Annotated in this window: 22 protein-coding genes and 2 tRNA genes; 18 read left to right on the forward strand and 6 right to left on the reverse strand. The window is 65.2% G+C overall.

Annotated features, from left to right (window positions below; translation table 11 throughout):
- Positions 1-158 precede the first annotated feature (158 nt).
- The 7 genes from BJ970_RS02165 to pobA all read left to right on the forward strand — a co-directional run bounded on the left by BJ970_RS02165 (position 159) and on the right by pobA (position 8,723).
- Positions 159-983 (forward strand): LLM class F420-dependent oxidoreductase, encoded by an 825-nt coding sequence (locus BJ970_RS02165; protein ID WP_184722967.1) that lies wholly within the window; start codon positions 159-161, stop codon positions 981-983.
- A 218-nt stretch (positions 984-1,201) separates the two neighbouring features.
- Entirely contained in the window at positions 1,202-3,346 is a 2,145-nt protein-coding gene (locus BJ970_RS02170) for a carbon starvation CstA family protein (protein ID WP_184722970.1), read from the forward strand.
- Positions 3,343-3,552 (forward strand): YbdD/YjiX family protein, encoded by a 210-nt coding sequence (locus BJ970_RS02175; protein ID WP_184722973.1) that lies wholly within the window; start codon positions 3,343-3,345, stop codon positions 3,550-3,552. The genes BJ970_RS02170 and BJ970_RS02175 overlap by 4 nt, the downstream gene beginning before the upstream one ends.
- Positions 3,553-3,736: 184 nt before the next feature.
- Positions 3,737-6,364: a hypothetical protein gene (locus BJ970_RS02180; RefSeq protein ID WP_184722976.1), complete on the forward strand. Its 2,628-nt coding sequence runs from the start codon at positions 3,737-3,739 to the stop codon at positions 6,362-6,364.
- Between the two features lie 166 nt (positions 6,365-6,530).
- Positions 6,531-7,055 (forward strand): helix-turn-helix domain-containing protein, encoded by a 525-nt coding sequence (locus BJ970_RS39830; protein WP_376775096.1) that lies wholly within the window; start codon positions 6,531-6,533, stop codon positions 7,053-7,055.
- Positions 6,955-7,275: a helix-turn-helix domain-containing protein gene (locus tag BJ970_RS02185; protein WP_376775098.1), complete on the forward strand. Its 321-nt coding sequence runs from the start codon at positions 6,955-6,957 to the stop codon at positions 7,273-7,275. The genes BJ970_RS39830 and BJ970_RS02185 overlap by 101 nt, the downstream gene beginning before the upstream one ends.
- Positions 7,276-7,550: 275 nt before the next feature.
- Entirely contained in the window at positions 7,551-8,723 is a 1,173-nt protein-coding gene (gene pobA, locus BJ970_RS02190; protein WP_184722982.1) for a 4-hydroxybenzoate 3-monooxygenase, read from the forward strand.
- A 19-nt stretch (positions 8,724-8,742) separates the two neighbouring features.
- On the opposite strand, the gene BJ970_RS02195 is transcribed toward pobA, so the two are convergent.
- Together BJ970_RS02195 and BJ970_RS02200 are read right to left on the reverse strand one after the other, a co-directional pair.
- Positions 8,743-10,212, reverse strand: coding sequence for a TIR domain-containing protein (locus BJ970_RS02195; protein ID WP_184722985.1), 1,470 nt, complete (start codon positions 10,210-10,212; stop codon positions 8,743-8,745).
- Positions 10,213-10,243: 31 nt separating this feature from the next.
- A complete protein-coding gene (locus tag BJ970_RS02200) occupies positions 10,244-11,830 on the reverse strand; it encodes an ABC transporter substrate-binding protein (RefSeq protein WP_184722987.1) in 1,587 nt (528 codons plus the stop codon).
- A 173-nt stretch (positions 11,831-12,003) separates the two neighbouring features.
- Between BJ970_RS02200 and BJ970_RS02205 the strand changes: the two genes are divergently transcribed.
- Both BJ970_RS02205 and BJ970_RS02210 read left to right on the forward strand, forming a co-directional pair.
- Positions 12,004-12,702, forward strand: coding sequence for a class I SAM-dependent DNA methyltransferase (locus BJ970_RS02205; protein ID WP_184722990.1), 699 nt, complete (start codon positions 12,004-12,006; stop codon positions 12,700-12,702).
- Between the two features lie 199 nt (positions 12,703-12,901).
- Positions 12,902-13,726, forward strand: coding sequence for an LLM class F420-dependent oxidoreductase (locus tag BJ970_RS02210; protein WP_184722993.1), 825 nt, complete (start codon positions 12,902-12,904; stop codon positions 13,724-13,726).
- A 1,256-nt stretch (positions 13,727-14,982) separates the two neighbouring features.
- On the opposite strand, the gene BJ970_RS02215 is transcribed toward BJ970_RS02210, so the two are convergent.
- From BJ970_RS02215 to BJ970_RS02225, 3 genes are all read right to left on the reverse strand, one after another.
- Positions 14,983-15,462, reverse strand: coding sequence for a tetratricopeptide repeat protein (locus BJ970_RS02215; RefSeq protein WP_221467013.1), 480 nt, complete (start codon positions 15,460-15,462; stop codon positions 14,983-14,985).
- 808 nt (positions 15,463-16,270) lie between these two features.
- Positions 16,271-16,345, reverse strand: a tRNA-Ile gene (locus BJ970_RS02220).
- Between the two features lie 209 nt (positions 16,346-16,554).
- Positions 16,555-16,761: a hypothetical protein gene (locus tag BJ970_RS02225; protein WP_184722999.1), complete on the reverse strand. Its 207-nt coding sequence runs from the start codon at positions 16,759-16,761 to the stop codon at positions 16,555-16,557.
- Between the two features lie 1,380 nt (positions 16,762-18,141).
- Between BJ970_RS02225 and BJ970_RS02230 the strand changes: the two genes are divergently transcribed.
- The 9 genes from BJ970_RS02230 (at position 18,142) to BJ970_RS02265 (ending at position 25,526) form a co-directional block, all read left to right on the forward strand.
- Positions 18,142-18,990 carry a hypothetical protein gene (locus BJ970_RS02230; protein ID WP_246470647.1) on the forward strand — a complete coding sequence of 283 codons (849 nt, stop codon included), beginning with the start codon at positions 18,142-18,144 and terminating at the stop codon, positions 18,988-18,990.
- 25 nt (positions 18,991-19,015) lie between these two features.
- Positions 19,016-19,303, forward strand: a complete 288-nt coding sequence (locus BJ970_RS37565; RefSeq protein WP_246470648.1) for a hypothetical protein — start codon at positions 19,016-19,018, stop codon at positions 19,301-19,303.
- A 950-nt stretch (positions 19,304-20,253) separates the two neighbouring features.
- The gene (locus BJ970_RS02235) at positions 20,254-20,979 is read left to right on the forward strand and encodes a hypothetical protein (RefSeq protein WP_184723002.1); all 726 of its coding nucleotides are present in this window, start codon (positions 20,254-20,256) and stop codon (positions 20,977-20,979) included.
- A 34-nt stretch (positions 20,980-21,013) separates the two neighbouring features.
- On the forward strand, positions 21,014-21,361 hold the full coding sequence (locus BJ970_RS02240; protein WP_184723005.1) for a type VII secretion target: 348 nt from the start codon (positions 21,014-21,016) through the stop codon (positions 21,359-21,361).
- Positions 21,354-21,770 carry a hypothetical protein gene (locus tag BJ970_RS02245; RefSeq protein WP_221467014.1) on the forward strand — a complete coding sequence of 139 codons (417 nt, stop codon included), beginning with the start codon at positions 21,354-21,356 and terminating at the stop codon, positions 21,768-21,770. Before BJ970_RS02240 ends, BJ970_RS02245 begins: the two co-directional genes overlap by 8 nt.
- Positions 21,742-22,239 carry a hypothetical protein gene (locus tag BJ970_RS02250; RefSeq protein ID WP_184723012.1) on the forward strand — a complete coding sequence of 166 codons (498 nt, stop codon included), beginning with the start codon at positions 21,742-21,744 and terminating at the stop codon, positions 22,237-22,239. Before BJ970_RS02245 ends, BJ970_RS02250 begins: the two co-directional genes overlap by 29 nt.
- Positions 22,240-22,370: 131 nt before the next feature.
- Positions 22,371-22,835 carry a hypothetical protein gene (locus BJ970_RS02255; protein WP_184723015.1) on the forward strand — a complete coding sequence of 155 codons (465 nt, stop codon included), beginning with the start codon at positions 22,371-22,373 and terminating at the stop codon, positions 22,833-22,835.
- Between the two features lie 746 nt (positions 22,836-23,581).
- A complete protein-coding gene (locus tag BJ970_RS02260) occupies positions 23,582-25,081 on the forward strand; it encodes a hypothetical protein (protein ID WP_184723017.1) in 1,500 nt (499 codons plus the stop codon).
- A 103-nt stretch (positions 25,082-25,184) separates the two neighbouring features.
- Positions 25,185-25,526: a hypothetical protein gene (locus BJ970_RS02265; protein WP_246470649.1), complete on the forward strand. Its 342-nt coding sequence runs from the start codon at positions 25,185-25,187 to the stop codon at positions 25,524-25,526.
- A gap of 175 nt (positions 25,527-25,701) precedes the next feature.
- On the opposite strand, the gene BJ970_RS02270 is transcribed toward BJ970_RS02265, so the two are convergent.
- Positions 25,702-25,774, reverse strand: a tRNA-Asn gene (locus BJ970_RS02270).
- Between the last annotated feature and the right edge of the window lie 78 nt (positions 25,775-25,852).

The raw sequence follows: 25,852 nt of genomic DNA on the forward strand, positions 1-25,852 counted from the left end.
ACGCACGCCCCCGCCCCAGGTGGATCATGCCCGGTCAGGACCGCTGCACCAGGCCGAACGAAGCCGCCGTGCGGCTGAGCTGCACGCCGATCCCGAAATCTTGCCGTCCGCCGCGCGGGGCGGTAGGTCTGAGGGGCCGGCGAGGCTAGGAGGGTGCGATGAAGTTCGGGATTTCCACGTTCATCACCGACGACGCCATCGGGGCGACGGATCTGGGTCGCGCGCTGGAGGAACGCGATTTCGACTCGCTGTTCATCGCCGAACACACGCACATCCCGGCGAGCCGGGAGACGCCCTACCCGGGCGGGGGCGATCTGCCACGGATCTACTACCGCACGCTGGATCCGTTCGTGTCGCTTACCGCGGTCGCGGCCGTCACCGAGCGGCTGCTGGTGGCCACCGGCATCGCGCTGGTCGTCGAGCGCGACCCGATCATCACCGCCAAGGAGGTCGCCAGCCTCGACCTGATCTCCGGCGGCCGGGTGATCTTCGGGGTCGGCGCGGGCTGGAACCGCGAGGAGATGCGCAACCACGGCACGAATCCGGCGACCCGAGGCGCGCTGATGGACGAGCGCATCCGGGCCATGCGGGAGATCTGGACCTCCGAGCTGGCGGAGTTCCACGGCGAGTACGTCGACTTCGACCCGATCTACTCGTGGCCGAAGCCGGTGCAGCAGCCACACCCACCGATCTACGTCGGCGGGGAGAGCGAGCGGGCGATCGCCCGGGTCGCCGAATACGGCGGTGGCTGGCTGCCGCGCGGGGGCACCGAGAACCTCGGCGACCTGGTGGCGAAGGTGCGCGACCGGGCGGGCTGGCGGGTACTGGTCACGGTCTACGCGGCGCCGCGCGATCCGGCGGTCCTCGACTCCTACGTGGCGGCCGGCGTGGACCGCACGCTGTTCTACCTGCCGACTCGCCCGCGCGACGACACGCTGCGCAGGCTCGACGAGATGACCGAACTCATCAAGGGCCTCAGCTGAACCAGCAGACACGTGAGTCCTCCGCCGATAACGGGAAGTGACCAGCCGTGGCTTACATCCTGGTTACTTCGACGCAATGGGCTAGACATTCGGGACACGCACGCCGATCCTCGGAGACTGCTGTGTCTGACCTCTCGCACAGCGCAACGCAGAAATGGAGTCTGGGGACGGTGGCTACGAAAACGGCGCCGGGCGGTGCAGCCGCTCGGAAGCGCAAGATGAGTCCCAAAGAAATCGCCATCTGGGTGTTGGTGGCGATCGTCGGCGCGGTCTCGTGGGGTGTCATCGCGCTCGTTCGCGGCGAGGAGATCTCCGCGGCCTGGCTGGTGTTCGCGGCGCTGGCTTCCTACGCCATCGCATATCGCTGCTACGCGCGGTTCATCTCCTACAAGGTGTTGAAGGTCGACGACACCCGCGCGACGCCGGCGGAGCGACTGAACAACGCCACCGACTTCCAGCCGACCGACCGCCGGGTGCTCTTCGGCCACCACTTCGCGGCGATCGCCGGGGCCGGGCCGCTGGTGGGGCCGGTGCTGGCCGCCCAGATGGGCTACCTGCCGGGCACCATCTGGATCATTGTCGGCGTCATCTTCGCCGGCGCGGTGCAGGACATGGTGGTGCTGTTCTTCTCCACCCGCCGCGACGGCCGAAGCCTTGGCCAGATGGCGCGCGAGGAGATCGGCCCGGTCGGCGGGATCGCGGCGCTGATCGCGGTGCTGGCCATCATGATCATCCTGTTGGCGGTGCTGGCACTGGTCGTGGTCGGCGCGCTGAAGGGCTCGCCGTGGGGAACCTTCTCCATCGGCATGACCATCCCGATCGCCCTGCTCATGGGCTTCTACCTGCGCTATTTGCGGCCGGGCCGGATCGTCGAGACGTCGATGATCGGCGTAGCGCTGCTGTTGCTGAGCATCGTCGCGGGCAGCTGGGTCGCCGACTCCGCACTGGCGGGGATGTTCACCCTCTCCGGCAACCAGCTGACCTTCGCGCTGATCATCTACGGGTTCATCGCCTCGGTGCTGCCGGTGTGGATGCTGCTGGCGCCGCGCGACTACCTGAGCACGTTCATGAAGGTCGGGGTCATCGCGCTGCTGGCGGTCTCGATCCTGATCGCGATGCCGATGATGAAGACCGAGGCGATCACGGATTTCGCGCTCAACGCCAAGGGACCGGTGTTCTCCGGCGCGATGTTCCCGTTCGTGTTCATCACCATCGCCTGCGGCGCGCTGTCCGGCTTCCACGCCTTGGTGTCCTCGGGCACCACGCCGAAGATGCTGGAGAAGGAGTCGCAGGTCCGCGTCATCGGCTACGGCGGGATGCTCACCGAATCGTTCGTGGCGATCATGGCGCTGGCCGCGGCGTGCATCATCGAGCCCGGCCTGTACTTCGCGATGAACATGCCCTCGGCGGCGCTCGGCGACACCCTGCAGTCGGCCTCGCAAGCGGTCGCCGGGATCGGCTTCCAGATCACGCCGGACCAGCTGGCCGCCGCCGCGGCCTCGGTGGACGAGCACACGCTGGTGGGCCGCAGCGGCGGCGCACCGACCCTGGCCGTCGGGCTTTCCGAGGTGTTCTCGCAGGTCATCGGCGGGGATGCGATGAAGGCATTCTGGTACCACTTCGCGGTGATGTTCGAGGCACTGTTCATCCTGACCACTGTGGACGCCGGGACCCGGGTGGGCCGGTTCATGTTGCAGGACACCGTGGGCAACGTCTGGAAGCGCTTCGGCGACGTCAGCTGGAAGCCGAGCAACTGGATCGCCAGCGCGGTGATCGTCGGTGCCTGGGGCTACTTCCTGTGGGCCGGGGTCAACGACCCGCTGGGCGGCATCAACCAGCTGTTCCCGCTGTTCGGCATCGCCAACCAGCTGCTGGCGGCGGTGGCGCTGGCGGTGGCCACCACGATCCTGATCAAGTCCGGCCGGGCCAAGTACGCGTGGGTGACGCTGGTGCCGCTGGCCTGGGACGTGGCGGTGACGTTGACCGCGAGCTGGCAGAAGATCTTCTCCGCCGATGCCAAGATCGGCTTCTTCGCGCAGCGCGCGGCTTATCAGGCGTCGCTGGATGCCGGGCAGACCAGCAAGGGCTCGGCGCACACCGTCGAGGAGATGCAGAAGGTCGTGACAAACTCCACTGTGGACGGCGTGCTGAGCATCCTGTTCGCGCTGCTGATCGTGATCGTGCTACTGGACGCGATCCGGGTCTGGATCAAGGCGCTGCGGGTGACCGCTCCGCTGCCGGACACCGAGGTCCCCTACCAGAAGTCGGCGCTGTGGGCCCCGTCCGGACTGCTCCCGACCGCCGAGGAACGGCAGGTCCAGAAGGAGCTGGCGGCCGCCGGGAAGGTAGAGGCGAGGACGTGACCGGCACGCCGATCCTGGCTAGGCTGCGCGGGTCCGCCCGCACGGCCTGGCAGATCGTGCGGGGGGTGGTCGGCGAGAACGCCTACGAGCGCTACCTGGACCACCAGCGCCGCAACCACCCCGCCGAGCCGCCGCTGCCGGAGCGCGAGTTCTGGCGCCGCCACATCGACCGCAAAGACGCTACCCCGGGCTCGCGCTGCTGCTGACAGGCGCTGTCGACGTCCCGGATTGCCTTCTCGCGTCACCTGCCTCGCCGAGCGGCGATTACTCCGTCCGTGGATTCGGGCGTTGAATCCGCCCCCGCGCACGGTGCCGCTCTGCTTTAGTTGGCGGTTCACGCTGATTCCGAGCGCCGCGCTGCGCGGCCAGGACAAGGGGCGCGGGGGGTCAATGACCGGAATGCCGAACGAAGCGGATGCTCAGGCAACGGTTGATCTGATCATCGAGCTGCTCCAGCGACCGCGGCGTGGGGAGACGGTGCTGCCGGTCATCTGCTTGGCCGGAAACGCACCGGGTGACCGCTTTCTGACGCAGCTGGACGACCAACTCGACACGGCGAACCCCCGCCAGGCGCCTCGGGCCAGCGTCAATGCCGCCGCCCAGCCGCCCAGCGACGACGCGACGCAGGACATCGCCCACCTGCTGCAGAAGCTCGTCGCCGACTTCTCGGTGGGCAGGTTCGGGTTCGACCCGCTTCGGTTCCGGCGCTTCACGCTCGCCAGGTGGCTGATGGCACAGGACCTCAGTGAGGTCGCCTCGCTGGACCGCCGCCGCAAACTCGCGCAGCGGCTGCGCGAATACCTCCGCAACCAACAAAATGACCTGTTCGCCGACGCCGCCCAGAGCACCGACCAGTGGTGGACGAAGCTGATTTTCCACGGCCTGCGGTTGCTGACCGGAGTGTTGTTGCGGCTGCGGATCAACGGTCGTCCCGGGTCGGGGCAGGAGTTCCGCTGGTTCCTGAGCCAGAACTATCTGTCGCCGAAGTTGTCGCAGACGTTCCTGGCCTTCGCCGAGCGGCTCACCGTGCCGGCGCGCGACAACGAAAGCGCCGAACAGGTGCAGAAGCTGCTGGTGCACGCCTTTCAAGAAGACCTGCGCGAGTGCTACGAGCGGAAATCGTGGCGGCTGAAGGGCTGGCGTCGCACCGTGTATCCGCTGGCGATGATCGACAATGTCGCCGCCGCCAACGCCGGGGCCACCCTGTTGAGGCTGATCAACGACGTCCGCAACACGACCGGGCACTACGCCCCGCTGCTGGTAGTCGCGGCCGGCGAGATGGCCCCGCCGGGCCGGGAACCGACCCCGGTCGTGGCGGGTCGCGACGCGCACGAACCGTACGAGCGGTGGCGGGAAAACCTGCCGGAATCCCGGACCAGGCAGGAGGCATCCGCCTGGTACCTGCCGCTGGTCGCCCCGCCCCCGGTGGCGGAGGGACCGCTGATCAGGAAGCCGGTCCCGGCGCCGCCGTGGTGGGTGGGCCGGTGGGTAGTGCCCGTCCTGTGCGCGGCGCTGGTCGCCGGATCGGGCGGCTTCGCGGTGAATTCCTATGTCCGGCACTGCAATTCCACCGCCAGCCTGCGCGGCGAACGGGTTTCGGTGCGTACAGTCGAGGACTATTGCGTCGGCTTCAGCGACAGCGAACTCTTCGTGTTCAGCCCGGAGAATGTCCGGCTGGCGGAGGCGCAGCAGCGGATCTACCAGCAGAACCGGACTTCCGCGCGGCTGCACGCCGATCAACCGGAGCGGCCGCTGTTCACGCTGATCTACTTTGGCCAGTTATCTTCCGCCGAGTCCTACACCGCGGCGAGCGAGGACATGGAAGGCATGGCGATGGCGCAGCGCGAGCTGATCGAACCCCAGCGCCAAGACGCGCCGCTGTTGCAGATCATCGTGGCCAATGCGGGCCCGAAAATGCGGTTCGGCGCGGTTGCGCTCGACATGCTCCGGCCGCTCGTGGCCGCGGATCCGAGCATCGTCGGCGTGGTCGGCCTGGACGAGAGCCGAACGGTCACGCGGGACGTCCTCCGGGAGCTGAACACGCTCAGCCTCCCCGTCATCGGAACCACGTTGTCCGCCGACGGCCTGGCCCTAGTGTCGCCGCTTTACTTCCAGCTCGCCCCGCCCAACCACGACCAGGCGGAGCTGATCGCCGAGGCGGTGGCCAACCCCAGCTTGCTCGACGCCCCGCCGGGCGATGCCGCGATCCGACCCGGCAGCCACACGTACGTCTACTACCGGCCGGATCCCGAAGACCTGTACACCTCGACGCTATCCGCCGACCTGTTGGCAAGCCTGGCCGGCCGTGGCCTGCCGACCTCTCCGGTGCACTCCCTGAGCGACGTGACCAGGCTGTGTGGCGAGCAGCCCCGACCGACAGCGATCTTCGCCGGGCGGGGCACCGAGTTCAAGGAGTTCATCACGCAGGTGGCGAGGACCTGCGGCGAGAACCAGCCCGCCGTGATCGCCGACGACTCGGCCAACCGGTTCATCGCGGACAACGACCTGCGCCGCCCGGCCGAGCTCAACCGCCCCTTGATCTTCGTGGCCAAATCCACGCTCACGACCTGCGATGGCAAGATCGAGAACCGGACGAGGGAACGCTTCCAGCGCCTGCTGCGGGAGGACAAGCAGTGGAACCCGTGCGACAGGTACCAGCGGCACCACGTCGGCGAACGGGTGGCGCTGGGCTATGACGCCACCTATGCGTTCCGGCAGGCCGTCGCGAGCCTGGAACTGCCCGAGGGGCCGCCGCTGCCGCTGATGGCTCCGACGGTCTGGGCCCGGCTGCGTCAACTCCCCGAGTTCGATGGCGTCACCGGCGTGATCGACTTCGCCACCAACACGGATCCAAGGACCGGCTACGAGCCGCAGCGCAAGCGCCAGGCTTTAATGGGCCTGGGCCAGATCAACGACCTGAACACCTCGCCCCGCGTGCTTTTCGCCTGCGGCGCGGCAACCATCGGCAAACCGTCCGAACAGGACAAGGAAAGCCCAGGCTGCCCCCACACGCCATGAACGTCTGTTCCGCTCTAACGAAGGGGCTTCCGGGTTGCCCTGACGGGGCGACGATTTCGCGCGAAATCGGCACTGGTCAGGCGTGGCGAACGCCGATTCGCGCTTGGCCTCAAGGGGTCGATGCAACACCTTCTTAAATGATCTTCGTGGAGGTGTTGTGGTGTCGATGGTCGAGCGGCATGCCGATGAGGTGTGGCGGTTGTGGCGTGCGGGGTACGGGCAGCGGGAGATCGGGCGTGAGCTGGGGATCTCGCATGAGTCGGTGCGCAAGGTGGTGTGTCCTTGCGGGGGGATCGCGCCCGCGCCGCGTCGGCGGGCCGCCGGGGCGTTGACCTTCGCTGAGCGGGAGGAGATCTCCCGGGGGCTGGCGGCCGGCAAGTCCCTGCGGGAGATCGCCCGTGGGCTGGGCCGCAACGTCTCGGTGGTCTCGCTTTGTCCTGGTGGCCGGGGACAAGGCTGGCAACTGGCAGGGCTGGTACGAAACAAGCATCCGGCTGGCGGAGAAGCGTTTCGCAGAGCATTTGGCCGACTTGGAGGAGGGCTGAGCGATGGGGCGATCCTGGAAGGACGTCAAGAAGGACAAGGAGACCCTGGACCGGGCGCGGGGCCGGGATGTGGCGGCCGCTCAGGAGCGGGCGCGCGCGGTGACCCACTCCTACATCCTGGGAGATCGACCGGCCCAGCTACGTAAGGACCTGGGGCTATCGCAGTCACAGCTGGCTGCGCGGATGCAGATCAGCCAACCGCGTGTGAGCAAGCTGGAGCAGGGCGAGTTGTCCCAGGTCGAGGCGGGCACGATCGAGCGCTACGTGGCCGCCCTGGGCGGACGCCTGCGACTCGTGGCTGACTTCGACGACCACGACGTCACCGTCTCGATGAACGAGCTCGACCGCACCGAGGTCCACGCATAAACCCTGCGACACCGTTCCACTTCTGGCACCAAGTCCCGGTCTACGGTAAATCGCAGGCCGGGACTTTCTGTTCTGTATGTAACGACGTGTGCCTCGCAGACTGCGGGCACAGTATCGGCGCGCTGCGGCCGGCGCGAACGGGTCCGTGATGTATTTCGTAGTTTTCGACACCGAAAGCAGCGGATCCGGTCTGATTCCGGCCAGTGGAAGCGTTGGCCTCGGTTGCGGCGTTCGGGAATCGACAGTGGAGTGGACCAGAGGCGAAGGAAGCTGCATTGCGTACTCAGGTCGCGATTGTGGGTGGCGGCCCCGCCGGGCTGCTGCTGTCGCATCTGCTGCACCTGCACGGGATCGGCTCCGTCGTGCTGGAGCGGCGCAGCCAGGAGTACGTCCAGCAGCGAGTGCGCGCCGGGGTCCTCGAACAAGGCACCGTGGACCTGCTCCGCGATGTCGGCCTGGGCGAGCGGATGCTGCGCGAAGGCGAAGTGCATCGCGGCGTTTACCTGCAGTTCGACGACGAACGCCAGCACATTCCCTTCCAGGAGCTTACCGGCCGCGCGATCACCGTCTACGGCCAGCAGGAAGTGGTGAAGGACCTCAATGAGCGCCGCCGACGCGACGGCGGGCAGGTGCTGTTTGAGGTTTCCAACGTCGCGGTGCACGACGTGGCGACAGACCGCCCGTTCGTCCGCTTCACATTCGACGGCGTCGACCACGAACTGCACGCGGATTTCATCGCGGGCTGCGACGGGTTCCACGGAGTCTGCCGGGACGCCATCCCGGCCGGTGTCCGGACCATCTACGAGCGCGTCTACCCGTTCGGCTGGCTCGGCATCCTGGCCACTGTCGGTCCCTCCTCGGACGAGCTGATCTACGCCAACCATGCCAGCGGATTCGCCCTGCACAGCATGCGATCGGCCACGCTGAGCCGCTTCTACCTGCAATGCGCCCCAGACGAACCGCGCGATGCGTGGCCCGACGACCGGATCTGGACGGAACTGCGCACCCGGCTGGGCACGCCAGGCTGGACGCTGCACGAAGGACCGATCATCGACAAGGTCATCACGGCGATTCGCAGTTTCGTGGCCGAACCGCTGCGCCACGGCCGCCTGTTTCTGGCCGGCGACTCCGCCCACATCGTCCCGCCGACGGGCGCGAAGGGTCTCAACCTCGCGGTGTCCGATGTGGACAAACTGGCCGAAGCCATCGCCGACTTCTACCGGACCGGCAGCGCCACCGGTCTGGACTGCTACTCCGCCGCGTGTCTGCAACGGGTTTGGCGGGTCCAGCATTTCTCCTGGTGGATGACCTCCCTGACGCACCACTTCGGCGGCCCGAATGCCGCCTTCGAACGCCGCCTGCAACGCTCGCAGTTCGACTACCTGCGCTCCTCCACCGCGGCCGCGACCACCCTCGCGGAAAACTACGTCGGCTTGCCGACGCGCTGAGCCCTGCCGATTCGCCGCCTCACAGGTCGATCGGATACCACCACGAATCCCGGTCTCTGGTGGCATTCCTCCGTTGCGCCCACGCGGCCAGGCTTGGTCTCCCGGGAACGTCCCGGATCACCAGGGCCGGCTGCCACTGGCTGCTCGCCGCGAGGACAACGAGCGGATCGGGCGGGAGGCTTTGCCGAAGGTCGAGCAGTAGGTTGAGGAACCGCTCCCCGAGGGGGGCATCCACATTGTCCAGCAGGGCGACGCAGTTCATCGTACGGTCCGACCGGTGCCGGCCGTCGGCATAGGCTTGGCGCAGGTCGGCGAGGAACGCCGCCAGGAACACAGCGTCGAACTCGCGCGAGCCCACGGCATTGCCTTCGGCCCACGGATCCGTTGGCGCACCGGTGAATTCCTGAACCGCGGTCAGTGTTCGCAGCCTCCTGCGCCAGTACGTGCGCTCGCTGCCGTGCAGCAAAGCATCCGCGAGGATGCCGGACCAGTTCAGCATGGCACCCGATTCCTGCAAGGTGTCGACCACGGCATCGAAAGTCGACCGGGAATAGCCCGGTGGATCGGCGTTGAGCACCGCGTTGCGCAGCTTGGACAGCGCCGTCCGGGCACCGAATCCCGAACCGGCGGCCAGGACGCACAGCATCAGGTAGCGGAACTGCACCTGCCCGAACTTCGGGTACCGGCGGCCTAGCTGCGTGGCCAGCTCAATCACGGCGCCACGCAGCGTCGTCGTTCGGTCGTCGTCGAAATCGACGCTCGCGTGCGGCACGCTGTCCCCGCAATCCCGGGCGAGGCGGCCCAGCAACTCGGTCTTCCCGCTGCCTCGCGCACCCAGCAACCTGATCAACGGCAGCTCCCGCTCCCGGACGCCCGGCGGGACGATGCATTCCTGCACGAGGTCGTGGACCAGGTCGTAGGGGTCGCGACCGGCCGCCTCCGACCGATCAGGCTCGGGTTGATCGACGTCGGTCGGCTCCGGCTGCACGGGCTCCGGTGGCCGCATTTCCAACGCGCCCAGGTAGCTTTCCAGCCGAACCACGAGCTCCGCCCGATCGGACTCGCGCGCTCCCAACTCGTATGCGTTGAGGTGTGCCAACTCCCGTAATGCGGTCGGCAGTTGCGACGACTTCGGCATCGTCGCCCCGTCGATGAGCACCGGAATGACCCGGACGCCGTTGCCCAGCGCGGTGCCGATCTCTCGCACCACCACGTCGGCCGGGTCCTCCAGCCGACGACGCCCCTGCCGGTCGGCGACGCCGAGCCACTTCTCGCCGATCACGGCGAGCAGCACCGCGCACGACTGCAACCCGTACTCGATCGCGTGCACGTAGTTGACCCCGGATTCAAGCCTCGCGTCGAAGAAGATCCGTTGGGCACCGAACTGCTCGTCCAGTTTGGAGTTCAACAGCTCGACGGCGTAGTCGTTGTCGCCGTGCCGGTAGCTGACGAAGATGCCGGTGCGCGCAGGCCCTTCGAACGGCTGCATCGAGCACTCCCAATCACATGCGACATCGGCCCTACGGCAGGTAAGGGGCGCCGTTCTCCGAGATGACGCTCGGCACGGACCGGACCGGCTGACCGGGTTCCTTAGTCACCTCGACGACCAGTAACGCCTTGCTGTCCGGACGTCCGGTCAGCGGGTCGAAGGACAACCAGCCGCTGGCGCCGTCCACCGCGCCGCCCCGGTCGTGCATCCGGTCGAACTGGGCGGCGACCTCCCGGGCGCTGGGCAGCTTCTCGGCAACCTTGTTGTACTGCACGGCACGCCGGGCCGCGGTGGCGGCCACGCCGAACGCGTCGAAGGCGGTGATGGCCAGTCCGTCGTCGATCGACTCGCCGGGGAACTCCTGCTGGAATACGGCGGTCGCGGTGGAACCGAGCTTGAAGTACTCGACCGACCGCCGCGAGAAGTACTGGGGTGCGGCATCCCACGCCTGCGGCGCGGCCAACTGCGTGTACTCCAACGTGATCCCGGACTCCAGGCTGCGCTGGACTTCCGAGTCGCCGCCGATGTCGATGACGCTGTCGGTGATCAGCACGCGCATCGGCAGCTCCATGCAGGATCGGGATGCCAGCGCGTTGAGGAACGGTTTCAGTTCGCGGAGCCGGCCCGCGAACAGGATCGCGTCCGGCTGGATCTGGCAGATGTTCGGGATCATCGCCGGGAACGTGTTCGCGGTCGCGAGCTGCGCGGAGTCGAACGGCTCACCGCGTCGCAGCTGGCGTCCGTGCTGCTGGTACAGCCTCTCGTATGCTGCCGCCAGGTCGCCGGAGAACACCTCGTCAGGGTTGCGGTCCCACACGACCATTGCCCGCTTGGTGTCTTCGAGGCGCTTGACCAGCGCACCTGCCTGCGCCGAGTTGGTGGGCGCCACTCGCAGCAGGCCCCGCACCTCGGGGGCGGCGGGATCGACGCTGAACCGGTCTGCGGTGATGATCGCGCCGACCATCGGAATCCCTTGCTGCGCGAGGGTATTGATCGCATCGCGGGTGCCTGCCAGGCTCTGCCCGAGCCCGGTCACCGCTACCAACCGACCGTTGCCCACCGACTCGGCGCGCTCCTGCAACTGCTTGACCACCGGCTCCCACTGCGCGCTGCGGCTGCCGGGATTGGCCAGCAGCAGCTGGATCAGCGGCAGGTTGCCGCCCCACTCCTCCCTGCCGTCGGAATTGGCGCGGAGTTGCGACACGTAGGTGCCCTCCAAGCTGCGCCGGACCGCCTCGATCGTGGTGGTGTCGGGCTTGGCGACGGTCAGCGGGCTGAAGTAGGCGATGCTGACGTACGGCCTGTTTCGCTCGCGGCTGACCCGCCGCACCCGCTCGTTCTCGGCCGCGATCTTTGTCTGCACGTCCCGCAGGCTCTCGTCGAATCCGCCCAGCCCATCGCTGAGACCGAATTCGCCCGGCCCGTCGGTGACGCCGACGCACTCGTCGAGCGGCCCAGCGCGGTAGAGCCCGGAACCGCAGCCGCGCGACCACGTCACGATGCCGTAGGCGGCGATCACGAGCGCCACCACGCAAGCCGCGGCGACGCCCAATACCGGCCAGCGCCGCTTGACCACCGGAACTTGGAACGGTCGCCGCTCCCCGCCGCTTTCCCCCATACCGTCCTCCCGCCGTCCACAACAGGCAGCCCGTAACCATGTCGTTGCGTTGCGCGAACCGTCAAGCGATTCGGCGAATCCGGGGCGCAGCTGTGATCGTCATCGGCGGACCACTGCGCCGACCGGTGGAAAACCCTTTTGGCAACGGGAGTAACGGCGGAATAATCCGGGCAATGGAGTTCAGTGGCTTCGACGCGCGCGGTTATCGCACCGTGGACGTCCGCACCGGGTACGGCGAATGGGTCACCAACTACGAGCAGACCGTCGAGGACGCGATGGACATCGCCCTGCTGGAACGGCTCCATGAGCCGTCCTGGGCGACCGTCACCCGCGCCGTTGACCTCGGCTGCGGCACCGGCCGGACCGGGCAGTGGCTGCGGGACAAGGGAATCCCGGCGGTCGACGGAGTGGACCTGACGCCGGAGATGCTTGCCGTCGCACACCGTCGCGGCGCCCACGACCGGCTCGTGGAGGCCGACGTCGCGGCCAGCGGACTTCCGGACGCGGCCTACGATCTGGCGATCTCCTCGCTGATAGACGAGCACCTGGACGACCTGCGCCCGCTGTACCGGGAGGCGTGGCGGCTGACGACACCGAAGGCGCCATTCGTCCTGGTGACCTTCCACCCGCACTTCATCATGACCTCGGGCATGCCCACCCACTACACCAACGGCGCCGGCGAATCGGTGGCCATCACCACCAACATCCACCTCGTCAGCGACCACGTCAGGGCGGCACTGGCGGCGGGCTGGCGGTTGGTGGAACTGCACGAGGGCGTGATCGACGACAGTTGGCTCGCGGTGAAGCCCAAGTGGGAGCGCTTCCGCAACCACCCGATCTCCGCCGCCTACGTCTGGCGCAAGGACGACTGATCGCCTCGTCCTTTTCGGACAGTTTCTGGCCCGTGCGTAGGTCACTGCGCTATCGGCCGTGTGATCCGCGGTCGCCCTGCGATTCCGGACCCGCTACACAACCGCCGTTGTTGGCCAGGCCCGCGCTCCACCTGGTTGGGGGTAACCTGGTCGGGCGGGGTCCGGAATACCGCACCCACGGCCGCTGTTGCCTCCAAGCATGAGCGCATCACTGGGCAAGATCGGTATCTGGCGGATTTCCTCGGGGCTCAACCCGGAGCTGGCGATCGAGGTGGAAAAGCTCGGCTACGGCACGATCTGGATCGGTGGCTCGCCGCCCGCCGACCTAGCCCTGGCCGAAAGCCTGCTGGACGCCACCAGCGAGATCACGGTGGCTACCGGGATCGTGAACATCTGGAACTCCGACCCGAAGATCGTCGCCGCGTCCTACCACCGGATTACCGCGAAGCATCCGGAGCGCTTCGTGCTCGGCATCGGTGCCGGCCACCGCGAGATGACCGACGCCTACACCAGGCCCTATCAGGCACTGGTCGACTACCTCGACCAACTGGACGCCGCCGACGTGCCGAAGTCGGGTCGAGTACTCGCCGCACTCGGCCCGAAGGTGCTCGAATTGGCCCGTGACCGATCGGCGGGCGCGCACCCCTACCTGACCGTCCCGGCACACACGAGGCGCGCCAGGGAGATCCTCGGGGAGGAACCGCTGCTCGCCCCGGAACAGAAGGTCGTGGTCGACACCGACCCGGACCGGGCCCGCGCCGCCGGCCACGCAGCAATCGGCATATACCTGAACCTGAGCAACTACACCCGGAATCTGCGCCGGTACGGCTTCACCGACGAAGACCTCGCCCAGCCCGGCAGCGACCGCCTGATCGACGCCCTGGCATTGCATGGAACGGCAGCGACGATCGCCGAAGGCATCACCGCGCACCTCGACGCGGGCGCGAACCACGTGAGCATCCAAGCCCTCGGCGCCGAGGACCCACTACCGTCCTACCGAGCAATAGCCGAAGCCCTCCGCTGACCCCAACACGAGACCAGCGGGCAAGATGGCGACGGTCGTCGAAAAGGCCGCCGGCCCCCGCAGGCAGACACGTCCACCACATTCCAGCCCCGCGTCACACGACACCCGAACGCACAGCAACGTCGACTCGCCGATCGGCCGGGAAACTGAAGCGCGGATTCGACCCAGACGGCCCAAAACGCCGTCTCGGGGATCCGCGCTTTGGCGTTCGTACACGGCACGGTGCGCCCGGCTGACCGATGCCAGAGACGGCGCGCGGCCGCTCCGGGTAAAATTTGGTTCGGCATCTCCGGCCAAGCGAGAGTCGACCACTGTTCCAGTGTGTCAGAAATTAATTATATTGAGTCATTCAGTTCAAAATTAAGCACTACAGATCCAGCGGGCCGGCCGTATACCCCTGAGATTCCCTAGCTGATCTCGGGCGCACTCTTCGCTCTCGCGGCGGCCATTTCTACCTGGGTCTAACTCATGACACCAGGAGGACGTTCGCCCCTAATCCCGCAGGTAGCCAAGAGGTATTCTCCCAATAAGTCAGCAAGGACGAAAAAACCGGTTCGATCCTGACATTTGAGACCTGACGACCAGCGAAAGGACGGAGTTGCGAATAGAAAAGGAGCTGTTTGAACATGAAACGGAATCACGTAAGGATGGCGCTGATCACCAGCATCTTCAGTCTTTCCGCATGTATACAGATTTCTCAGGCGCCTCAAGCGCCTCAGGCGCCTGCTCCACCGTCACCGCAGATATACATTCCGCCCCCTGCGTATCCACCGCAATACACACAATCAGCCACGCCGGAGACCGCTGCCTCTACGTGCCCATCCGAAACGGAACGAACCCTGCCAGAGAAAAATGCTTTATTTGTCGCCGGCTACCAGACCGCAAAATATTATGTCATATTATGCCGCGGTCCATCTGGGCAGGTTTACTACTACGGGGCCGAGAATAGCGATTCAAGCGTGAACATCACATTGTCGGCAAAATGGATTGGGAACGCCTACGAAGCGGAGAATGCTAACTATCACTATACGATCAACAACCAACGCCTTGTGATTAAGAGCGACTCCACGGTAGTTTATAATCAGCCGGTCACGAGAACGTGGTGAAAAAGCACAGCATGACGATGCGGCGTTCAACATTCTGCTCCGCACACACACCGCATACTTTCCCTATCAGCCGTTTTACCAGGCGTTTTGCGGGGCAGGTGGGACTTGGACCCACGACCTGACTGATATGAGTCCAAGCCTAACCGGCGCTTACCGAGTCAGCGGTTGGTGCAGGTTGAGCCCTGAGCAGAAAAATGTTGTTTTGCCGGCCCCCATCAGCCGTTGTACCGCGTCTAGCCGCAGGTCAGCACGGGCAGAAGGCATGGTCTCGGCGTAGCGCCTCGCACGCTGGACGACGTCCCGCGCGGCATCAAGGTCGCCCGCCAGCGCATGCGACTCAGCGAGCCACGTCAAGTAGAGCGCGACCTCACGGGCGCGCTCGGGCGGGTAGTTGGCTATGGCATTGGACAGCAAGGGCTCGGCGTCGCCCGGCCTCCCCAGTTCGATCATGCACCGGCCTGCCATCACGTCGATCTCGTTGCGGTTGAGCCAGTAAACCCACTCCGGCTCGCCCTCGCCGCGCTGCTCGTAGGAGTCGTCGACCGCGTCCAGCGCACACCATGTAGCGTCGGCGTCCCGGGCGCGCGCCGATGCCCACGCCACCCGTTCCAGCAGGAGCGCGCGCACCACCGGGGTTGCGCCCTCAGCCCCCATGATTGCGGTGCGGGCCAGCAGCGCCGCATCGGCTCGGCCGGGTCGCCGATGGTGGCGATCTGGTAGCTGAGGCTGGACAGCAATTGGCTGCCGAGCACCCGGTCAGAGGCCTCGCGGGCAGCACCGACCCCCGAGACGTAGAACCGCTGCGCCTGCCCGTAATCACCGCGTCGCTGGCGACCCACCCCGCGAGCTGCGAAAGCTCACCGACGGCGACGAGCAGCCGCCGCCCGACGGGTTCGGTGTAGCTGGCGGTTCGCACGAGTTGTTCGGCCTCGTCTAGTGAGCGGGGAGCCATCCGGCCGCCAATAGTTAGGTCCGTGGAAGCCCTGACGACTTCGTACTCGACATGGCGACCGGGCTCTACCTCGGATGGTGGGCCCGTCGTTGACTCACATGCCAATCAGCGGACCAATGAGGCCGCGAGATAAACTTCGCCAATTCAAACTCGGCAGCACACCAAAACGAGCAATTTCAAAGTTGGCCTTACCTCAGAACTCCGCATTCTTAAATCCAGCTGCCTCATGAAACTCTCCGTGGCGAACGAGGCACCGCCGCGGACTAACGATCTTGGATGCGGGGGGCATGTCGGTCCGCATGAATACCGGACACCTCTGGCACGTCCAGCCGAGCGTGAACGCAGGACGTCTACATGCACAGCGACGAATTGTCGGCCGAGCGACGGCGGACGCCCTGGAGAACTTGGGCGCGGTGGTTCAGTGAAGTCAGGTGGGACTTGATCCCATGCAAGATCAGCTCAAGCGCCTCTGACCTGCGGAGAAAGTGGGGCAGGTGGGACTTGAACCCACGACCTGACGGATTATGAGTCCGCTGCTCTGACCTGCTGAGCTACTGCCCCCGGTGCCGTGCATGACACTGGCGATCGTAGCGAGGTCGCGGGGGATCGGGGTTGCCGGGTGGATCCGCCGACCGGCGCACAAGGCGATTGGTCGGACCAGCCGTACCCAGTACGCGGCGACGTTACGCCGACTGGCCTACGCGGCCCGGGCCGTGCAAAACGACGGCCGGCGCACTCGCTGAGTGCGCCAGCCTCGCTCGGTCGCTCGGTCAGCTGATGAAGCTGAAGACGTCGAAGGCTCCGGTGAGCTGGCCGATGATCGCTATGGTGGCCAACAACGCGCCGATCCCGGCCACCGTCAGCACAGAAAGCATGATCAAGTAGACGAGCGCCTTGATCGGCTTCGGCAGCTTGGCCACCGAAGCGAAGTCGGGCAGCGAAACGTGCGGTTCCTTGCCGATCCCTGGTGCGGACATCCTGACTTCCCCCGTCCTCTGTCAGTCCCCGTGGACGAAAACACCACTGCTCACTAGACGAAGCGCAGCGGACTCCCCGTTGCGCGCGACGCATCACGAGTTCGTTTCGGTAGCAATCGAGTGGATCAACCAGCGCGGTCAACCATTCCGGCCCGCGGGTCACGCGGCCTCGGACCAATCATCCGCGCCGATGCCGGTGACCGCGAGCCGGGCAAGAACGAGATCGCGCCCTGAGCCCGGATCGTTATCCGACCCGCCGTCCAAATCGCTCGGACGTGTGATGCGCGGGGCTCCGATGTCGCCGCGCCCCGCCGGCACGCTCTTCCGGTTGCCCTCGCACTGATCCTACCGCGTCGGTCGGACATCCCTGCTACCTACCACCCTGTCCACTGAGGGCCGTCTGGCCGGACCCCGGCCCTATCGCCGACGCGCCGGGCAACGCCCGTCCCCGCCGTCCGGGACTCGCCCACCCCGTGGCGTCCGGTACGGGGTTTTCCTTTCCATAGCGGGTTTTCGCACCCATCGGCCGCGCCGAAGCGCAACAGTACGTCCCGCCTCGTGATTGTCCAGAGGGTGAAGAAGCGACCGGCCGCACACGCGCTGTCAGCGGTTCTGCCGATGACCGCCCCGATGAAGGCCAGCCGGTCGGAACTCGGGTCAATCAGGTTCATGACCGTCAGGCCCCGGCATTGGCGGTTCGCTCGCCAATATGGGCATTTCTTCCGGTCTGCCACGGCATGCTCTGCCGTGCACTGGACCGCCGGGAGCCCTAACGCGAGCTGCGGACCATGACCGTGGTGCCGAAGACCCGCGAAGCGGCCAGCAAGATCGAGACAGTAGCGCGAATCTCCGCGGCCTGCGGAGTTGGGCCCACTCCGATTGCTCCTGTGCAGAAGGCAGGCTGAGCTCGAAGAATGGTCGGATCCGGGCCATGACGATCTCTCGTCGCCAGGTTCCCGCCTTGTTGATCAGCCGCGTTGCCTGCGCACAATGACACCACAAGCGGTGGGCACGACGCGGCAGTTCGCAGGGATCTGCAGAGCGGGCACCCGGGCCGATCAAGCCGCTCCGACTGGCGCATTTTCCAAACATCACCAGTCCGAATGCGGGCCGCCGATCAACCGAGGGGCGCGCTTCACTGCTGCGCTCACCACACCGCCCACCATTCATCATCGATGCGCGGAACGGCTCGGTTCGCGCGATGACTAACCTTACGCGGCGACAGTGAGAAGGGCGGGTGATGAATATGGCGGGCCGATGGCGCGCCTGGGCCATGTTGGCCGACTGCGGCACCTTTGAGGGACACCTGTTCTTCCACGGATGAGATGACTCGGGCTTCCGCGCGACGCGGTTTGCCGGAGCCGATGCACGGGACGGATTATGAGCGAATACCAGTATTACGAGTTCCTCGCGGTCGACCGGCCGCTCGACGCGCGTCAACAGGCCGAGGTGCGGTCGCTTTCCACCCGCGCGCGGATCACCGCCACCAGCTTCGTCAACGAGTACCACTGGGGAGACTTCCGCGGCGATCCGGACCAGTTGATGGAGGACTTCTACGACGCGCACCTTTATTTGGCCAACTGGGGAACCCGGCGAATCATGCTCCGCCTGCCGCGCAGGCTGCTGGACCTGGATGTGGCCGAGCAGTACTGCGTCGGCGACCACGTCACGGCTTGGTCCACCGACGAGCACCTCGTGCTCGACCTGATGAGCGAGGACGAGTCCGACGACTTTGATGTCGAGGCACAGGGATCGCTGTCGGCCATCGTCGGGATCCGAGCAGAGCTCGCCGCCGGTGACCACCGATCGCTCTACCTGGCTTGGCTTGCCGGATACGGCACCTGGGAACGCGACGAGTACGCCTTCGACCGCGCCGAGGATGGCGAGCTCGAGCCACCCGTACCGCCAGGATTGCACACGCTCACCGCGGCCCAACGCGAGCTGGCCGACTTCCTCCGCCTCGACGACGACCTGCTCGCGGTTGCCACCGAGGCGAGCCTTCCTCGCACGGAGACCACCGATGATCTCGGCCAGCTCACTGCCTGGGTGAAGAACTTGTCTCCTGCCGAGAAGGATCAGTTCCTCCTGCAGGTCGTCCAGGAACAGGCTGCGACCGCGCAAATGGAGATGCTGCGGCGATTCCGCGACGAATCCACCACGGCCAGCCCCAGTCCGCCCCGTCGCACCGTGGCCGATCTCCTGGATGGCGCGGCACGGCGGAGGGCTTGACGGCAGCGCCACGAAGACGCCCAGCGTGCTGACGGATAAGGCACGCCGCCAAGGGGCACGAGAACTCGGCCGCCAGCGACGGCTGGACAACTTGGCCCGCGATGAAGTCGACGCCCGGGCACGCGTAGCCGCGATGATCGCCACCCGCAAACCCACCGAGTACGACGCCGCAGTCAAGCTGCTCACCGACCTGCAAGCCCTGGCCAAACGCTACGACCGCACACACGAATACGCCAAGCGCATCGCGGCTCTCCGCCAGGAACACGCACTCAAACCCAGCCTCCTCGACAGCCTCAACCACGCAGCCCTATAAACAGACCACAAAGGACGGTCATAGAGCCTCGGCCACCGCAAGGCGGGAAGGGCGTACACGCCACCCTCACCCGCCTCGCAGTCGGCCGGCCTGGGACAGCGAGCTTCGCGAACGTTGTTCGGCTGCTGCGTCGGCCAGTCGGTCCGGCCCTGACACGTGTTGCGGCGGGAAGCGCCGGCACGGGTTCTATCCGCACCTTCCATTGACCCGCGCGCTGTATGCCGATCAAGCCACCGGTGCGCTGTCGGCGTCACAGCGGCCCAGGGCGGCAATGTCCCATGAGAACTCCGTGCACAACGCCAGTAAAGCGGGAGACGCCGACACCGACGAACTCCACATCTTCGGCTGCAACCGTTGCGTACCGCTGGTCGACATCATGGCAGCCAGCGGAGCCTCCCTGAGATCTGGTCTCTGCGCCACCTCGTCGGCGGGAACTCCACCCGAACTAGGATTTCCGCCCCATAGAAAGGAAATCCACGACGAGGGTATTTCCTGCTGACACCCGTTACGGCGCGATCGGTATCGACCGTCAGATTTAAACGACCGTGCGGGACTGGGTGACGTCGTTGCCCCCCAACGCGGCCCGGTGAGGAGATTCGCCGTGTGCTCGGCGCGATCGATGGCTTCCTCTGGGTCCAGTCCATACAGATCGTTACGCAGAAGAACTCTTGGGCGCAAATTTCGACGGCGAGATCCCGCTGGAGCTTCTTCAGGGCTCGGGGGTCGTCGAACTGCCAGAAACTGCGCTCTACCCCAGCCTACTCGGGCACGCTTGGGATGATCTTCCAGCGGGGGAGGATATCGCGTACCCGAGGCAAGTCGTAACGCACCCCGCCGGTACGTCACCCAAGTAGCCGTGTCGCAGGACACATTCCGCAAGCTGTCGCCCGGAGGAGGTGGATCGGGCGGCAGACTGGCGCGGCACTCGATACCTGGGGAGGGTTAGCCGGATGAACTACCGCAGACGTGGGCCGAACGAGTGGGAATCCGAGTACGACCCGCTGTCGGAGTTCGAGGACTTCAGGGATCTGGACGATCCCGCACCTGGCGATGGTCCGTACGCGAGCGATACGGATGACACGCCCAGCCTCGTTGGGCGTCCGGTCGCTGTCAATGTCACAGATGCTGGAGTCGTCACGTCGGTAGTTCTTGCTGCGGGTTGGCGACGTTCGGTTGACCCACGCGAGCTTGGCGCGGCCGTGCTTTCCGCATTCGCCACCGCGACCATGCAGGTGCTGGCGAACCGAGTCGAAGGCACACAGCAGACGCCTCCTGTCACAGGGGCCAGCACACCAGCTGACCTTCCTGACACTTCGCCGCTGAGCAAGGAAGACGTGATGCGGCTGGTGGATGCTGTCTCGGCTGATCTCAACCACTTCACCGAGCAGGTGTCCGCTCGCGTTGACCAGACTGTCTCGGTGGAGAGCGCCGGCGGGCACGTACGGGGTTCTGCCAGGAGCGGGCAGATCCTGGACGTGTCGATCGACCCGAACTGGGCCGCATCAGCGCGGAACTCCGAGATCGAGCTTGAGCTCACCGAGGTCCTGAAACAGCTGGGTGAGCTGAGTTCACCTGGCGAGTTGGCACAGGGGCCCCGCAGCCGCGCCATCGACGAACTCCATGCCCTGGCTAGCGACCCGCAGCTGTTCCTTCGCCGGGTCGGCCTGCTGTCGTGAACGCCTGATGAACTGATGGAACGAGGAGTGCCGCGTGACTCATCCTGGTGATGGCGTCGACGTTGCGCTGGAAGCGTTACGGTCGGATGCGAGCGTTTGGGAAACCGCAGCCGACAGCTTGAGCGCCCCGATAACCGCTCTGGGCCCGCTCAAGGTCACGGGCGAAGAAGTGTCCATGTGGGCGGTTGACCGTGGCCTGGACGACGCCTTCAACGACGCACGCGCGGCCCTGGAAGACATGATCCGTCAGGCTGCCGAGTACTTCAGGGAAATCGGCGCGGATCTACGTAGCGCGGCCGATCAGTACGAGCGCGATGACGACCAAGGACTGCACGAACTCCAAAACGCGTACCGAATGCAGGGCGATATCTATGGTGGCTGATCCGCTGGTCGGACAGGTCGACGACAAGCTGCAGGAGCTTGACCGGAAGATCAAGGAGTTCTTTGGCAAGGTCAACGAAGTGCTCAGCTGGGTCCCAGAAACCTTCGCTCACCTTATTGAGCCAATTCAACGAGGCATGGCGGTCGTGGGCCAGAAGATCCAAGAATTCTGGGACAGGGTCCAGCAGGCGTGGAACCAGCCCGGCAACTCCGCCATACTAAGCCTCGATCCGCCGGTGTTGTTTATTGGTGATCTTGAACGATTGGTTCCTTCAGCAAGATCAATCGTCCCAGCTCAGGAGGGCATCTCGCCTTCTTACGGCCGAACCGTTACCCAAAACCACCGGTGGATCGAGGCTAAGGATCAAAGGGGAGATGTGGGTGAGCGCGGTCGCCAATCCCATCGGTGATGTTGCGGGCGATGTCGCACTACACAAACTGGACACGAACGTGGAGTGGACCGGCCGAGCCGCCGAAGCCTACAAGGCGATCGTTCCGGCTCAAGCCGATGCGCTCACGGGGCTAAAGGACCTCGCCCTGCAGATCCGCACCTCGCTGAACAGCTTGGCGAACGCACTCGACGCCTTCAAATTGGCGCTGTACGTCGCTATTACCGTCTTTATCGTCGGTGTCGTCGGCGCCATCGTGGGCGCAGGTGCCGCGATCGGCGCGATCGTGACGGGTGCAAGCGTTGCCATCGGCTTGATCACCACTGCGATTACTGCGGTGAATTCCTATATGGATGTGATCGAGACCGAGCAGACCGCCCTCACGCAGAAAATCCACGACGTCGGCGGCACATGGTCACGCTCGGATCGCGACCTCTCCGATGGCAGCATTAGCGACGGCGACGGATCAGATTGGCGAGTCAACCGATGAACCCCGGCGGCCCAGGCATACCCCCGCACCACCACCACTACGTTCCAACCCAAAGGCCTTACCACGAGTTCGCGGCGCTGCCACCACGACGCGCATATAAAATCCAGTTTTTGTCTGTCCTAGTTGGATCGTTGTCGATCATTTCGAGTGTCGTCATAGGAATTCTTGCTGTTGTGGTCGGTTACCAACTACCCACAGCAACCTGGGCAACAACCGGCCTCGTAACGACTATGGGCGGCCTCTCCGCATTCTTCTGCTTCGTTTCCGGCATCACCTTGACACTTGCCCCGGTCTATGTGAGAAACGGACACCTCAACGTGACCTCCACAACCAGGGCCCGACGAGTGCTCGTCACGCTGTGTGGCAGCACGATCCTCACCTCGATCATCTCAGTTTTTTTCTTCACTGGCACTGTAAGCGCGTCGGTCAAAACCGCCCACGACCCCGTTTACCAGCAGTTGTATGGTGATCAACCGCTCGGCTATACCCCGTCGACCATCAGCTACCTGATCCTTCTTGCGATGCCGCTTCTGCTGTCGATTTTCGACATGATCATTGGCTGGGTGCTACTGCGCCCAGCGAGAGGACTGGACTAGTGCGCAAGTACGGTATTGATCCGTACAGTGCTCCCCCACACCCTTGAAACAGGCGTTTTCCCGATACCACAGACCCAAACGCCGAGAGCACCGCACGCATCCCAAGAAGGCGTGCCAGGACGCGGATCAGTTTAGGAACTTGATCGCCTGCGTTCGTCCACACCCACCGCGACGACCGTCGAGGCAGCTTCCCCGCTGTGTCCGCGCTCAAAGGCAGCGACGACGCGACACGCCTGTCGGCGGCGGGTGAAAACTAAAATTCAGACGCCGTTGACATGATCGCGGGTGGCGATTGGGGCCGTGGACGGTATCACGTTCGACCTGCAGGACACGGCGTCCAAAGCCGAACACTTCGGGCAGCCTGGTTCCACACGGGCGAGGTTTAAAGGGGCGTATCCGCCTGCTCGTGTGGTCGTACTGCCCGAATGCAGCACGCCCGGGCATGCTGCTGATCGCCGATCGCGGTTTTCCCGGGTATGACCTGTGGTCGGCTGCCGCGGCCACAGGCGCGGATCTGCTGTGGCGGGTGAAGAGCTCCGCAGTGCTGCCGGTACGGCAGGAGTTACCCACATCTTAGGTTGTTGCTGTCGTCCGTCGAGCTGTTGAACGCGCACTGAACGCCGTCGTGACACCGCCAACTGACTTTAAGTTCGCCAACCGCACCTGCGTCGACATCTCGTACACTCTCGGTCGACGTTCGCGCAGGGTTCTTGCCTGGTTCCTGGCCGGATGCTGATATTTCGGACATGCGGCGGTGGGATCCCCTAAACGAAAACCAACTCGATCTCCTGAAGCGAGTCGATGCCTCCGAGGACCTCAGCGGCCCCGAGCACGCGCGACTCCGGCACTCTGCCAACGCTGTTCGTGACCGTGGATTGATCACGATCAGCAAGCGCGGCGGAGTTTGGCGGGCTGAGATGACCAAGGCCGGGCGGTTCTATCTCGATCAGGGCCACCATCCTGACGATCCTCGCTATCGGAACGAACGCGCCCAACCCACTACTCGGAAGGCAGCCAGGTCAAAGCGCCAAAGCTCCAAGCCTGCACCGCCGAACCAGCAGGACGACGAGGCCACCGGTACGTCCACCGGAAAAGCCACTCCCTCAGCCCCGCATGCCACTGTGATCGCCGCGCAACGACGCCGGGCAGAGGCGCTTGAACTGGTCGAGCGGCTGGTTGCGGACAACCTTGTGGTGATCAAAGCACCCAGTGAGGACAAAGTCGCGCAAATGCGCAAGATTGTGGACTTCGCGAAACGACACAATCTCGTCCCCGATGGACATCACATCGAGAAAACCCGGCAGTGGAACAGAGACCGGGACCTGCACATCAGGCTGCACAAAGGAAGCCACGCCAACACGAAGAGCGACACCGGCAATCTACCGCCAGTACCCGTGCCCGAATCTCTCCGCGCACCGCACCCAGTGGTGGTCGCGCTGCGGGACGATCAGGGACGGCTGGTCATGCAGAAGGAGCTACGCAGACGCTGCCTGCTCCTCCTGCAAGGGCTCGCCGCGGAGGCGGCGAAGCGAGGCCACAAGATCACCGAACAGCCGGTATCCGAACGGCACCACCACTACGGCTATGGCACCCGCTCGGGTGGACCGCGATACTCCCGACGCGACGGCCACATCAACCTCGTCGTCAGCGACTTCAGCTACACGGTCACAATCCGGCAGCTAAGCCCGCAATCCGAAGACCCCGACAAAGCTCGACGGCTCGTCATCGAACTCCCCGCCTATCATTCGGAGGGACGGCAGTACCGCTGGACAGACGCAAAACTACGCACAGTCGAAGATGGGCTCGCAGCGCTCCTGCGCGAAGCTGAAACCCGGGCCATCGAAGATCGCCAACGTCAGATCGACGAAGAGCGCGCCAAAGCCGAACGCAAGGTCCGCTGGGAACAGGCCATGAAGCTCGCTCAGCAGAAGGCGATCGAAGCTCACTACGCAAAGGTTCTCGACGAACAGGTCGAGCGCTGGCAACGCGCCAAGGAACTCCGGGCCTATTACGAAGAACTCGAACACCGACTCGCTAACCCCAGGCCAACCGATGGCGACCTCATGCCCGCCCACCAGTGGCTGAGCTGGATCAATGATCACATCACTCGGGAAGACCCGATCGAGCACCCACCAGCAATGCCCGAGCCTCCCAGACTCCGACACGACGACCTGACGCCCTACCTCAACGGATGGAGCCCACACGGCCCCGAAGGACATCTCCACTCGTGGCAATGCAGGCGGTAGCGCGGGACGCTACGTCGTAACGATTCTGGGCGCGGAGCTGGCCGCCGACTTCATAGTTGCCAGCCTGACGCCGCAACGGCGAGCACAAAGCGAAGGATTGGCGATGAGTCTGGCGGGCCGACGGCGGATCGTGGAAATGGACATGTGGGACCGCAATGCCATCGATCTCGAGGGGCCTGGCTTCATCGAGTTCGCTGCCGACGGGACCGGTGAGTTCGGACTTGTCGCCGTGCACGGCTGGATGGACTGCCGCCCTACCGAGCGCAACGGCTGGCCTTACGTTGAGTTCAGCTGGGATGGCGACGACGAAGGCGATCAGGTCTGCGGTCGCGGCTGGGCCACGTTGGCCGAGGACGGCACCGCTCCAGGGACAATTGTTCATCCACATGGGAGACGACTCGGGCTTCCGCGCAGCGCCGTTCGCAAAAGTCGATGCACGGGATGAGGTATGAACGAGTACCAGTACTACGACATCGCGGTCGAGCAGTCGCTGGACGCGCGTCAACAGGCCCAGGCACGGTCGCCGTCGACAGCGCCGACTGAAAGCGGACCGTTTTAGGGCCTTTGATCTTGAAACTGGGCCCAAAAGCAAAGCCCAGGCCGCCTGGCCTGGACTTTTGCTCCTCCGACTGGACTCGAACCAGTAACCCTTCGGTTAACAGCCGAATGCTCTGCCAATTGAGCTACGGAGGAATGCTGTTGTTCTTGCCAGCCCTTTCGCGCTGACAGGAACTACTTTAACCCATGCTCGCAGCCTGTTTCACCGCACCC

This window comes from Saccharopolyspora phatthalungensis (assembly GCF_014203395.1).
In the GTDB taxonomy this organism is placed as follows: domain Bacteria; phylum Actinomycetota; class Actinomycetes; order Mycobacteriales; family Pseudonocardiaceae; genus Saccharopolyspora; species Saccharopolyspora phatthalungensis.